The organism is Kutzneria sp. NPDC051319 (assembly GCF_040682195.1).
Lineage (GTDB): Bacteria > Actinomycetota > Actinomycetes > Mycobacteriales > Pseudonocardiaceae > Kutzneria.
In genome coordinates this window covers 74618-87515 of sequence record NZ_JBFBAM010000014.1, presented here as the reverse complement: position 1 = coordinate 87515, position 12898 = coordinate 74618, and the positions used below count along the sequence as shown (strand labels likewise).

Sequence of the window (12898 nt, the reverse complement as noted above, 5' to 3'; positions counted from 1 at the left end):
ACAATGCGCGCATTCCTGCGATGTGCGACCGTCGGGGTGGCCACAGTCGCCGCCGTGGCGCTCACGGCATCGACCTCTGACGCGGCGGCGGTCTGGTCCTCGTCGGCCCAGTGGGCGACCTGGAGCAACGGCGGTTACACCCTGCGCAACGACGTCTGGGGCCACGGCGCCGGTCCGCAGACGATCTGGGGCAACTCGTACCGCGACTGGGGCGTCAACTCGAACCAGCCGAACACCGGCGGCGTGAAGTCCTACCCGCAGGTGGCGAAGGCCGTCAACAAGAAGCTGAGCGCGATCGGCAGCGTCACCAGCAACTTCGCGGTGAGCCTGCCCAGCGGTGGCAGCTACGAGGCGACCTACGACATCTGGGCCGACAGCAACAGGTACGAGATCATGCTCTGGATGTCCAAGGCCGGCGCGGTCGGTCCGATCGGCAGCAAGCAGGCCACGGTGACCGTCGGCGGTCACACCTGGGACGTCTACAAGGGATCCAACGGCCGCAACGCGGTGTTCTCCTTCCTGCGCCAGGGCAACACCACCGCCGGCGCCGTGGATGTGAAGGCGGTGCTGAACTGGATCAAGTCGAAGGGCTGGTTCGGCGACGTCACGCTGGGCGACGTCCAGTTCGGGTTCGAGATCACCTCGGCCAGCGGTGGCAAGAACTTCGCCGTGACCGACTTCGGCGTCAGTTCCTCATGAGGTGAGGGCGTTGGGGTGTTGGTCAGCCGGATCAGGTGTGCCAGGACAAGGGGAGGTCGGCATGGTGACCATCATGGACGTCGCCAGGGCGGCTGGGGTCTCGCCGAGCACTGTGTCCTATGTGCTCAGCGGGAAGCGCGCGATCTCGCTGGAGACCAGGAGAAGGGTGCAGCAGAGCATTCGCCGGCTGGGGTATCACCCCAACGCCCGCGCCCGGGCGTTGGCCAGCAGCCGCACGAGCGTCGTCGCGCTGGTCGTGCCCTTCCGGGTCGACCTCAACGTGTCCGTGGTGATGCAGTTCGTCGCGGCCATGATCGGCGCGGCCCGCGCGTACGACCATGACCTGTTGCTGCTGACCAAGGACGAGGGCCCGGCCGGGCTGCGCCGCGTCATCGGCTCGGCCATCGCCGACGCGCTCATCGTGATGGACGTCGAGTCGGCCGAGCCGCGGATCCCGGTGCTGGCGGCCCTGGAGCGGCCCGTGGTGCTGGTCGGCGTGCCCGACCAACCGCGCGGACTGACCTGCGTGGACCTCGACTTCGCGGCAGCCGGCGCGGTCACCGTGCATCACCTGGCCGACCTCGGGCATCGGCGCATCGCGTTGCTCGGGCCGTCGCCCGCGGTGTACGAACGCGGCACCAGCTACGCCGGCCGGTTTCTGCGCGGCTTCAACGAGGCGGTGGCGGCGCATGGTCTGCACGCGGTGTCCCACCCGTGCGAGCCATCCTACGACGGCGTGCGCGCCTACCTTGACCAGACGCTGGGCGCGGACCCGTCGATCACGGCGATCGTGACGCACAACGAGGCCGTGCTCGGCCCGTTGCTGTCCGAGGTGCGCCACCGCGGCCTGGACGTGCCCGGCGACATCTCCGTAGTGGCGGTCTGTCCCGACGACATGGCCATGGCGCAGTCCGTCGCGTTGACCTCGGTCGCCATCCCCTCGGCCGAGCTGGGCCGGCTGGCCGTGGACATGACGATGCGCCAGCTCGACGGCCCGGCGCCGGCCGAGATCAGGCTGCTCTCGCCCCGGCTGACGCAGCGCGCCAGCAGCGGGCGTCCCACTCGATCCGACACCTGAGGAGATGACGGCGTTGTCGTCCACGATTGCACGCCTGAACAAGGCTTTCGGTAGGCCGGCGGCGGCAGTGGCGCTCGTGCTGGCGCTGGCCGCCTGCGGGTCGTCCGGCGGCGCCGCCGCGAACTCCATCACCGAGCTGGACTACTACACCGACCAGCAGGGCTCGGCGGCCTGGCAGCAGGTGCTGGACACCTGCTCGAAGCAGACCGGCGTGACGATCCAGCGGCAGACCGTGCCCACCGACCAGATGCTGCCCAAGATTCTGCAGGGCGCGAGCTCCCGGTCACTGCCGAACCTGGTGTTCACCGACAACCCCACCGTGCAGCAGATCGCCAGCACCGGTGCGCTGACCCCGTTGTCGAACTACGGCATCTCCACCGACGGCTACTTCGACAGCATCGTCAAGGCCGGCACCTACCAGGGCAAGGTGTACGGGCTCGCGCCGGGCGTGAACGGCCTTGCCCTGCTGTACAACAAGGATCTACTGGCCGAGGCGGGGGTGGAGCCGCCGCGCACGTGGGACGAGCTCAAGGCGGCCGCGGCTAGGCTGACCAAGGGGCAGCGGTACGGCCTGGCCTTCTCCGCCATCCCGTCAGAGGAGGGCACCTGGCAGTTCCTGCCGTTCTTCTGGAGCAACGGCGCTGATCTGTCCACAGTGGACTCGGACAAGGCCGTGCGAGCGCTGGAGTTCGTATCGGGCCTGGTCACCAGCGGCTCGGCGTCGAAGTCGGTGCTGAACTGGAACCAGAACGACGTGGCCGACCAGTTCGTCGCCGGCAACGCGGCCATGATGATCAACGGCTCATGGAACCTGGCCCGGCTGGACGGCGAGAAGTCGCTGCACTACGGCGTGATGCCGATCCCGACGCCAGCCGCGGGCGGTAGCCCGACCGTGGCGTTGGGCGGTGAGATCGGCGTCATCCCGGCCACCGGCCAGGCCACCCAGCAGTCGGCGGCGAAGGTGCTGTCCTGCCTGCTGTCGCCGGAGGTCATGCAGAGCTGGGACGCCGGCCACGCCTACGTGCCGTCCAAAACCGACGTCGCCGAGAAGTTCGGCCAGCAGCACCCGAACATGCAACCGTTCGTGACCGAGGTGGCCACCGCGCGGTCCCGCTCGGCCGAGCTGGGGGAGAAGTACCCCAAGGTGTCCCAGGCGCTGGCCACCGCGGTGCAGGCGGCGATCACCGGCAGCCAGTCCCCACAGCAGGCGCTCAGCCAGGCCCAGCGGCAGGCGGGGGGATCGTGAGCCGACGCACGGCCGCCATCGCCTTCCTGCTGCCCGCGCTGCTGTACGTGCTGGTCTTCTTCGGGTATCCGCTGGTCTACAACGTCTTGATGAGCGTGCGGGACTACAGCGTCCGTTCCTTCTACACCGGCGAGGCGCCGTTCACCGGGGTCGCGAACTACCTGGCGGCGCTGGGCAATCCCGTTTTCGTCAAGGCGGCGTTGAACACCGTGTGGTTCACGGTCGGCTCGATCGCCTTCCAGTTCGGGATCGGCCTGGCGCTGGCCGTGTTCTTCAACGGCCGCTTCCTGGGTAGTGCCACGTTGCGCGCGCTGCTTCTCCTGCCCTGGTTGCTGCCGCTGGTGGTCAGCGGCGCGGTCTGGCGGTGGATCTTCGACCAGGACCACGGCGTGCTCAACACGGCGCTGCGCCTGGTGGGCCTGCCCGCGATCCCGTGGCTGACCGACACCGGCTGGGCGCTGCCGGCCGTGATTCTCACCAACATCTGGATCGGCATCCCGTTCAACCTGGTCCTGCTGCACGGTGGTCTGCGCGCCATTCCGGTATCGCTGTACGAGGCGGCGGCGCTGGACGGCGCCGGGCCGTGGCAGCGGTTTCGCAACGTGACGTGGCCGTTGCTGCGGCCGGTGACCGGGATCGTGCTGATGCTGGGCCTGGTGTACACGATCAAGGTGTTCGACGTGATCATGGTGATCACCGGCGGCGGTCCGGCCAACGCCACCCAGACGCTGACCACCTTCTCCTACAGCCTGTCCTTCCACGACTTCGCCTTCGGGCAGGGAGCGGCGGTCGGGAACGTGCTGATCCTGGCGGCGACCGTGTTCGGCTTCGTGTACCTGCGCTCTTCGGCCCGGGAGCCGCTGGCATGAGGGGCTGGGGCAAGACCACCGTCGGCGTGCTGATCGTGCTGGTGCTGCTGTTTCCGCTGTACTGGATGCTCAACGCGTCGCTGCAACCCAGTGGCGCGCTGCTGCGGCCGGCGCCGGAGTTCCTGCCGTTTCCCGCGACGCTGGACGGTTACCGCGAGGCGCTGGCGACGCAGGGCGGGCACCTGCTGTCGAGCCTGCTGGTCGCCGGCGGGACCGTGGTGGTGTCGCTGCTGATCGCGACACCGGCGGCGTACTCGCTGGCGCAGCTGCCGTGGCGTGGCGGCCCGGTGTTCGTGTTCGTGCTGCTGATCGTGCAGATGATCCCCGGCATCGTGATGGCCAACTCGCTGTACGCGCTGTTCGGCAACCTCGGTCTGATCGACAACTATCTCGGGCTGGTGCTGGCCGACTCCACCGCGACGGTGCCGTTCGCCATCCTGGTGCTGCGGGCTTTCATGGTCGCCATCCCGCGTGAGCTGTCCGAGGCGGCCCGGGTGGACGGCGCGGGCTACTGGCGCACCTTCACCGCGATCATCGTCCCGGTCAGCCGCAACGCCGTGATCACCGCGGGATTGTTCTCGTTCCTGTTCGCCTGGGCGGACTTCCTGTTCGCGGTCACTCTGACTACCGGGCAGGGTATCGAGCCGGTCACGGTGGGGATCTATCGCTTCGTGGGCAACCAGACCGCGGACTGGAACGGGGTCATGGCCACCGCAGTGCTGGCCTCGGTCCCCGCGGCGATCCTGCTGGTGGTCGCCCAGCGCTACGTCGTGGCCGGCATGACCGGAGGCGCGGTCAAGGAATGACATCGAGGGAGCCAACGATGATCGTGGTCCGCGACGGTGGTCGCGCGCTGGAGGTTTCGGCGCGCGACCAGGTCATCCGCATTGAGGCCCATGGCGACGACAGCCTGCGTGTGCGGGTCGGCCGGCACCGCGTCCTGGACGACCTGCCCGGTGCGTTGCTGCCGCCCAAACCGACGGCGGCTTCGGCCACCCCGGACGGCCGCATCGTGAACGGCGCGCTGACCGCGATCGTGGCCGTCGAACAGTCCCACACCGGCCTCGATCCGCTGATCCGCTTCGTGCGCACCGACACCGGCAAGGAGCTGCTCTCCGAGCAGCGCGCCCACTTCTGGTGGCCGGGCGCGCGGATGCTGCTCGCCGGCGGCCGACTGGAGCAGCGGTTCCAGGCCTACGAGGGTGAGCGGTTGTACGGGCTGGGCCAGCACACCCACGGTCGGCTGGACCAGAAGGGCCTCGTGCTGGACCTGGTGCAGCGCAACGCCGAGGTGAGCATCCCGTTCGTGCTGTCCAACCGGGGCTACGGCCTGCTGTGGAACATGCCCGCCGTCGGCCGGGTGGAGTTCGCCGACAATGGCACGCGGTGGGTGGCGGACCAGGCCCGTCAGATCGACTACTGGATCACGGCCGGCCGTCCGGCCGAGGCACTGGCGCGCTACGCCGATGCCACCGGGCATCCGCCGGTGCTGCCGGACTGGGCGACCGGATTCTGGCAGTGCAAGCTGCGCTACCGCAGCCAGGAGGAGCTGCTGGCGGTCGCCCGCGAGTACCGGCGCCGCGGGTTGCCGCTGGCCGGCATCGTCGTGGACTTCTACCACTGGACACATCTGGGCGACTGGCGGTTCGACCCGGCGGAGTGGCCCGACCCGGACGCGATGATCCGCGAGCTGGACGAGTTGGACGTGAAGCTGATGGTGTCGATCTGGCCCTCGGTGAGCCCGCTCAGCGAGAACCACGCGGCGATGCGCGACCGTGGCCTGCTGGTCGGGGCCGAGCGTGGCCTGCCGGCGCAGGCGCCCTGGTTCGACAAGGGGTTCGAGACCGAGCTGCCGGTGTCCTTCTACGACGCCACCAACCCAGGGGCGCGTGAGTTCGTCTGGTCGCTGGTCAAGCGCAACTACTACGACAAGGGCGTGAAGGCGTGGTGGCTGGACGCCTGTGAGCCCGAGATCCAGCCCGGCCACCCGGACAACCTGAGCTTCCACGCCGGCACGGGCAGCGAGGTGTTCAACCTCTACCCGCAGGCGCATGCGCGGACGTTCTTCGACGGCCTGCAGGCCGAGGGCGACGACGAGGTGCTGCTGCTGTGTCGTTCGGCCTGGGCCGGCAGCCAGCGTTACGGCGCGGCCGTGTGGTCCGGCGACATCCCGTCCACCTGGGCGTCACTGCGGGCGCAGGTGCGGGCCGGGCTAAACATCGCGCTGTCCGGCATTCCTTGGTGGACAACGGATATCGGTGGTTTCGACGGGGGTGACGCGACGTCGCCGGACTACCAGGAGCTGATCGTCCGGTGGTTCCAGTACGGGGCGTTCTGCCCGCTGTTCCGGCTGCACGGCTACCGCGAGCCGCGGACGCCGTGGGGGCCGAGCGGAACGGGCGGCCCCAACGAGGTGTGGTCGTACGGGGAGCGGGCGCTGGCCCTGATCGAACGGACGATGCGACTGCGGGAGCGGCTGCGACCCTATGTGGGGGAGCAGATGCGCGTCGCGCACGAGCAGGGCGTGCCGCCGATGCGGCCCCTGTTCGTCGACTTTCCCGATGACGAACGATCCTGGACCGTGGAGGACCAGTTCATGCTGGGTCCGGACGTGCTGGTGGCCCCGATTCTGGAACCGGGCGGCCGGCGGCGTGCGGTGTGTCTGCCGGCCGGCGCCCGGTGGACCGACGCCTGGACGGGCCAGGAGCACGCCGGCGGCGAGAACCTGTCGGTGGACGCGCCGCTGGACCGGATTCCGGTGTTCCTGCGCGACGGAGCGGACGTCCCGATCCGGGGCTGACCCGCCCCCGGGGCATGTCGACCGGAATCACCCAAGGCCCAGGAACCGTTCGAGCGGACGGCGCCGAGGCCGGCGATCCGGAGCTGGCGAAGCGCGGCACCCGTGTCGGAGTGCGAGGCGGGTGCCGCGCTGATCGTCAGATATAGGGGCACTTCGGCTGGTAGATGGAGATCTTGGACGGGTCGGGCAGCTTGGGGCACAGGAACTGCTCGTACCGGTTGTCGCCGTCCACGAAGATCTTCAACCAGGGGACGACCAGCTTCATCATGACGTTGTTCGCGGTGCGGTAGAACTCGTGGTCGGCCCCGGCGATCTGGGCGAACGCGCTCTTGGTCGAAGCCGGCATGGTGGCGTACAGGCCGGCCAGCATCGACGGTGTCACCGTCGGGTCCTTCTGCCCGCCGAGCACCAGGGTCGGCACGCGGTCGCTGGACATGTTCTGTGAGGGGGAGAACGGCGCGAGTCCGATGCCGGCCTTGAGCGAGGGCTGGTGTTCGACCGCGTAGACCATGCCGCCGCCGCCCATCGAGTGACCCATCACCGACAGCCGGTTCGGGTCGACCCGGTTCTTGACGGGGCTGCTCGTGGTCAGCCACTTCAGCGCCGCCAGCGCCTCCTTGCCGCGGGCGACGTCAAAGTCGTTGGGGCTGTTGGTCTCGAGGCAGATCACCACGAACCCGAAGGACGAGAGCCACGGTCCCATCCACGCCTCCTCGGGCGCGGGTTGGTTGACGCACCTCGCGGTGTACCCGGGAATGATGGCCAGCGCCCCCCAGGTGCCCTGGCTGGTGTCGGTCGGGTAGTAGACCTCCCCGCCGTGGAAGCCGTTGCCGGGAGCCACGCTCTGCTGCGCGGTGGCGAACGGGCCGCGGGAGGCCTCGATCATGGCGAGCGTGGGGTTGGGACCGCGTTGGGTGCCCTTGACGGCCGTGGTCGCCTGGCTCGGGGCGGTCGGGTGGGCCGCCGCCGGACCGGCCGCGGCCAGCGCCGCGGTCGAGGCCAGCACGGCGGCGGCCAGCACCGCCCCGATCGGCCGGGACCAGCGTCCTCTGTGTTGTCGCATTGCCTCACTACCTCCTGAGATATCGCCGTGGCAGGGTGTCTGCGGTGCTTCACGCCGTGGTGAGGTCGCTCGGGTCGGCGCCTCCTAGCGGACGGTCGTGGAGGTCGGGCTTCCGGACAGCAGCGGGCAGGTGCTCTGGTAGGCGCTGACGCCGGTCGAATCCAGTTGCGGACACAGGAACTGGGTGTAACGGGAGTCGTTGTCGAGGAAGATCTTGAACCAGGGGACGACCTTGCGCATCATCACCGAGTTCGGCGTCCAACTGGGGAAGCCGTGACCGGCGCCGGTGAGCTCGACGTACGCCTTCTTCGTCGGAATCTGGTTGTAGAAGTTCTTGGCGTACGACGGCGTGACCGTGGTGTCCTTCTGCCCGGCCATCACCATGGCCGGCATCTTCAGGGTCTTCACGTCCGTCGAGAAGATGGCCGGCGCCAGTCCGATCGCGGTCTTCAGCGTCGGCCGCTTCGCTGCCGCGGAGATGGCTCCGCCGCCACCCATCGAGTGGCCGATGACCGCCGTGCGGCTCGGGTCGATCCGGGTGCGCACCGGACTGCGCTGGGTCAGATAGTCCAACGCGGCCAACAGTTGGGTGCCGCGGGCGGTGTCCCCGTCGGTGGGGTTGGCCGCCTCGAAGCCGATCACCACGAAGCCGAACGAGGCCAGCCAGGGCCCCGTCCACGCCAGTGCGGCCCACGAGCCGTTGTAGCCGGGGATGAACGCGATCGCGCCGAAGGTGCCCTGACTGGTGTCGGTCGGGTAGTAGATCACGCCCTTGCGGAAGTCCGGCACGGTGATCGAGGCGGTGGCGAAGGTGCCCGCGGTGGTGACACTCGCGCGGGTCGGGCTCGGTCCCCGCTGGTACGGATTACCGGCGGCCGACACCGAACCTGGCTGGTACGGGTTCTCGGTCGCCGTGGCCGGGCCGGTCCCGGCCATGGTCGCGAGGACCACGAGACCGATCGCGACCGCGAACCACCTCAACATCTGACCCCACGAGCGGGTCCCCGCCCGCCCGGTGTGCACTTCGATCCGTCGCATAGAGCTCTGCCTCCAGACACTCGACTTCCACCGGCGACGCGCTGTCGCCGGTGTTGGTGACATCGGTGTGCTCGACGGTGTCCCTGGCCGCGCTGCGGGGAAACGCATTCCGCGCGGTGGCGACGGTCTTTCGGCCGTACCGGGACCCCATCAACGCCGGATCCGAAAGGTACGGCGCTGGTGCCGCACGCACAACGCCGCTCCGCCCCAAGCCCCAGTTCGGCCGGCTTCGATGGCGCGAATCGGCGCGACGCCGGGCGTGCCGCTGAAAGTTGCAGAGCTGCGATCGTATTCCTTGACGCCCCAAGGTCATCGTGCTGGAATACGTTTTCCAGCGTCGGTGTCCGCGTCCCGACCGGTTGGCCCGATCCGAGATCTCGACACGATTCGTCCGTGGAAGGGAAGCGCAATGGAGCCGACAACGGGTCTGTGGCCGCGCCGCAAGTTCTTCACCACCGTCGGCGCCGCAGCCGTCGGCGCGGCGGGGCTGAGTGTGCTCGGCGTGCCGCGCCGGGCCGGCGCGACCACGGCGAGCGCGGTGTCGTATGTGGACACAACGCGATCCAGCTACGACAAGCTGGTGCTGATGGTCGACGGCAAGCCCTTCTACCACAGCGGCATCCAGTACCGGTACGACAAGCTGCGCTACAGCCGCGGCTGGACCGACGCCCAGCTGAAGCCGGTGCTGCGCATGGTCGCCGAGGACGGCTTCAACGTCGTGAACATCCCCATCTGGTGGTCGAAGATCGAGACCTCCAGGAACAACTTCAGCTGGACGGACGTCGACCGCTACGTCGACTGGTGCCGGGAGTACGGGCTGAAGCTCGAGATCCTCTGGTTCGGACACGACTCCACCGGCCTCAGCGTGCCCATCCGCATCCCGTCCTACGTGATGAACGACTACCAGAAGGTGGTCCGCGCCGACGGCAGCGTGCTGCGCAAGAGCGGCACCGGCGAACCCGGTGAGCCGGCCGGTGGCTTCGTGCTGCTGGACAAGACCGACCCGAACCTGCTCGCCCGGGAGAAGTACGCCCTGGGCCAGCTCATGAACCACCTCGCGGCCTACGACACCAGCCACACCGTCGTGGGCTTCCAGCTGCTCAACGAGCCGAACGTGTCGGGACTGTGGGATGTCCGGATCGACCGCAGCTACAGCTCCTACAGCAACGATCTCTGGCGCAGCGGCGGATACACCAACGCGGACAAGTTCCGCAGCGACGTGCTCCTGAACTACCTCAGCGGCCTCGGCCAGACCATCAAGCAGTCCGGCCATGTCGTCTACACCCGGTCGAATCCCAAGGGTGACGCGGGTGTCGCCGACAACGAGGCCCGCCGCGCCCACGGTGTCGCCTATCTGGACTTCTTCGGCTACGACCCGTACACCACGAGCCTGGACTACGTCTTCGACTACAGCCAGGATCCGTTGTGGGCACAGGGCGGGAACTTCCCGATGATCATGGAGAACGGCGCGGGGGGCTCGACCGCCGACGTGCTCAAGTTCAACGCTGTCGCGGGCAACACCGCGTACAACGCCTACGCGGCGGTGGATCCGGACGCCAGCAGCGGCAGCTCCGACAACGGCCTGTACAACTTCAACCCGACGACGAAGGCGGTCACCCGCAAGGCCGTGTCGCCGAAGGTCGCCGCCGTGAACCACACGATCAACAAGGCCGGCTGGGACCTGGCGTCCCGGCGTCCCGTCGAGCGCGGCGGGACGACACTGCAGACGTTCAACCGCACCGCCGCCGCGAGTAGCAACACGACCAAGACGCTCGGCGGCCAGAGCGTGACCTACGCGACCACCAGCGGTGGGCAGGGCATCGCCATCAGGCGCAGTTCCTCGGAAATCGCCGTGCTCAGCACCAAGGCCGCCACCTACACGCTGCCCGGCGGCACGATCACCGCGGTGGAAAGTGGCTACTACAACGCCAACAACGCCTGGACGCGAACTGCGTCGAAGTCCTACGGCACCTCGGCCGGCAAGATCGTCGTCAACCTGACCGCGGGTGAGTGCGTCCGCGTCGCCTACGCCGGCAAGTTCGCGTGAGTCGACCTGGGGGTCAGGAGCACGCCATGCAACGGCATTTCGGTCACCGTGGGCTGTGGGACCGCCGGTTCGTCCTGCCAATGGTTCTCGCCATGATCGTCACGGGACTCTCGGTGTCCCTTGCCGGACCCGCGCAGGCCGCTACCACCGTGACGATCGACGGCAAGGGCGCCGGCCGGGTGCTCGACGGCATCGGCGCGGTCAGCGGTGGCGGCGGGAACAGCTGTCTGCTGTTCGACTACCCGGAGCCGGAGCGCACCCAGATCCTCGACTACCTGTTCCGTCCGGGTTACGGCGCGGCGGTGCAGCTGCTCAAGGTCGAGATCGGTGGGGACACCAACTCCACCAGCGGCGCCGAACCGAGCCACGAGCACACCAGGGGCGTGATCGACTGCGGTCGCGGCTACGAGTGGTGGTTGATGCAGCAGGCCAAGGCGCGCAACCCGAACATCAAGCTGTCCGCGTTGTCCTGGGGCGCGCCGGGCTGGATCGGCAACGGCGACTTCTGGTCCACCGACATGATCAACTATCTGCTCTCCTGGCTGAACTGCGCCAAGGCCAACGGGCTGACCATCGACTCGCTGGGCGGATGGAACGGCGCCCCTACAACAAGAGCTGGTACGTGAGCCTGAAGAACGCGTTGGTCGCCAACGGGTACGGCAGCGTGCGGGTGGTCGCCGCCGACGCGTCCCAGAACTGGAACGTGGCCAACGACGTCGTGTCCGACGCCGCGTTCGCCAAGGCGGTAGACGTCATCGGCGTGCACTACATATGCGGGTACCGCTCGGCGCAGACCAGCTGTCCGAGCACCAGTAACGCCCTCAAGTCGGGCAAGACACTGTGGGCCAGCGAGAACGGTTCGGATGACTACAACGCGGGCGCGCAGGCGCTCGCCCGGGGCATCAACCGCGGTTACCTCGACGGCAAAGCGACCGCCTATCTCAACTGGCCGCTCGTCGCCGCCGTCACCCCGAACCTGCCGTTCCCGACGATGGGCCTGGCGGCCGCCCCGCAGCCGTGGTCCGGGTCCTACTCGATCGGCAAGAACGCCTGGGCGATGGCGCACACCACGCAGTTCACCGCACCCGGCTGGCACTACATCGACTCGGCCGGCGGGTACCTCGGCGGAAACCGGGCCAACGGCAGCTACGTGACGCTCAAGTCGACGAACAACACCGACTACAGCACCGTCATCGAGACGATGGACGCCAAGGCGAGCCAGACGTTCACGGCGGCGGTCACCGGCGGTCTGTCCACCGGCGCCGTGCACGTCTGGGCCACGAACCTCAACTCCGACAACCCCTCCTCGTACATGGTGCGCGGCGCCGACATCACCCCTGCGGCCAACGGGACGTTCTCGCTGATCCTGCAACCGGGATACGTCTACACGCTGACCACCACGACCGGCGGTGGCAAGGGCACGGCGACCAGCCCCGCCCAGCACGCCATGGGCCTGCCGTACGCGGACAACTTCGACGGCTATGCCGTGGGCAAGTTCGCCAAGGACCTGATGGATCAGCAGGGCGCCTTCGAGATCGCGGCGTGTGATGCCGGCCGGCCCGGGCGGTGCGTGCGGCAGATGACCGCGCAGGCGCCCATCAACTGGGCATTCCAGTCCACTCCGTACGCGCTGCTCGGCGACACCACGTGGCGCAACTACACGGTCAGCACCGACGTGCTGCTGGAAAAGGCCGGACAGGCCGAGCTGATCGGACGCGCCAACACGCAGAAGAGGTTCACCCCCGCCGACATCGACGCGTACTACCTGCGCGTCTCCGACACGGGGGCCTGGTCCTTGCTGCGCAACAATGCCAACGACGGCAACAAGGTCACGCTCGCCAGCGGCACGGTGTCCGCGCTGGGCACCAACCGGTGGCACAGCATCGGCCTGTCGTTCTCCGGCAGCACCATCAAGGCCGTCATCGACGGCACCGCCGTCCGCACGATCACCGACGGCACCCTGGCCGCCGGGCAGGTGGGATACGGCACGAGCCAGGGCGAGACCGCCCAGTTCGACAATCTCTCCATCACCGGAAGTTCTTCGTGACCACCCGACCT

Annotated in this window: 10 protein-coding genes and 1 pseudogene; 9 read left to right on the top strand and 2 right to left on the bottom strand. The window is 68.5% G+C overall.

All coding sequences use genetic code 11. The features are described 5' to 3' along the window. Window positions 1-3 precede the first annotated feature (3 nt). From AB0M73_RS16875 to AB0M73_RS16850, 6 genes are all read left to right on the top strand, one after another. Window positions 4-699, top strand: a complete 696-nt coding sequence (locus tag AB0M73_RS16875) for a hypothetical protein (protein WP_363891519.1) — start codon at window positions 4-6, stop codon at window positions 697-699. A 61-nt stretch (window positions 700-760) separates the two neighbouring features. After that, window positions 761-1777 carry a LacI family DNA-binding transcriptional regulator gene (locus AB0M73_RS16870; protein WP_363891518.1) on the top strand — a complete coding sequence of 339 codons (1017 nt, stop codon included), beginning with the start codon at window positions 761-763 and terminating at the stop codon, window positions 1775-1777. 4 nt (window positions 1778-1781) lie between these two features. Then, the gene (locus AB0M73_RS16865; RefSeq protein ID WP_363891517.1) at window positions 1782-3023 is read left to right on the top strand and encodes an ABC transporter substrate-binding protein; all 1242 of its coding nucleotides are present in this window, start codon (window positions 1782-1784) and stop codon (window positions 3021-3023) included. Then, on the top strand, window positions 3020-3892 hold the full coding sequence (locus AB0M73_RS16860; protein WP_363891516.1) for a sugar ABC transporter permease: 873 nt from the start codon (window positions 3020-3022) through the stop codon (window positions 3890-3892). Before AB0M73_RS16865 ends, AB0M73_RS16860 begins: the two co-directional genes overlap by 4 nt. Beyond that, the gene (locus AB0M73_RS16855; protein ID WP_363891515.1) at window positions 3889-4698 is read left to right on the top strand and encodes a carbohydrate ABC transporter permease; all 810 of its coding nucleotides are present in this window, start codon (window positions 3889-3891) and stop codon (window positions 4696-4698) included. The genes AB0M73_RS16860 and AB0M73_RS16855 overlap by 4 nt, the downstream gene beginning before the upstream one ends. A 17-nt stretch (window positions 4699-4715) precedes the next feature. Next, window positions 4716-6692: a glycoside hydrolase family 31 protein gene (locus AB0M73_RS16850; protein ID WP_363891514.1), complete on the top strand. Its 1977-nt coding sequence runs from the start codon at window positions 4716-4718 to the stop codon at window positions 6690-6692. A 136-nt stretch (window positions 6693-6828) separates the two neighbouring features. Here the strand turns inward: AB0M73_RS16850 and AB0M73_RS16845 are convergent, their stop codons facing one another. After that, the gene (locus AB0M73_RS16845; RefSeq protein WP_363891513.1) at window positions 6829-7755 is read right to left on the bottom strand and encodes an alpha/beta hydrolase; all 927 of its coding nucleotides are present in this window, start codon (window positions 7753-7755) and stop codon (window positions 6829-6831) included. Window positions 7756-7839: 84 nt separating this feature from the next. Continuing rightward, a complete protein-coding gene (locus AB0M73_RS16840; protein ID WP_363891512.1) occupies window positions 7840-8793 on the bottom strand; it encodes a dienelactone hydrolase family protein in 954 nt (317 codons plus the stop codon). A gap of 409 nt (window positions 8794-9202) precedes the next feature. Between AB0M73_RS16840 and AB0M73_RS16835 the strand changes: the two genes are divergently transcribed. The 3 genes and pseudogenes from AB0M73_RS16835 (at window position 9203) to AB0M73_RS16825 (ending at window position 12887) form a co-directional block, all read left to right on the top strand. Further along, window positions 9203-10840, top strand: a complete 1638-nt coding sequence (locus tag AB0M73_RS16835) for a DUF4978 domain-containing protein (protein ID WP_363891511.1) — start codon at window positions 9203-9205, stop codon at window positions 10838-10840. Window positions 10841-10866: 26 nt separating this feature from the next. Further along, window positions 10867-11855, top strand: a pseudogene (locus tag AB0M73_RS16830) (galactosylceramidase); the annotation flags it as partial. Further along, on the top strand, window positions 11832-12887 hold the full coding sequence (locus AB0M73_RS16825) for a hypothetical protein (RefSeq protein WP_363891629.1): 1056 nt from the start codon (window positions 11832-11834) through the stop codon (window positions 12885-12887). The pseudogene AB0M73_RS16830 and the gene AB0M73_RS16825, both read left to right, overlap by 24 nt. Window positions 12888-12898 lie beyond the last annotated feature (11 nt).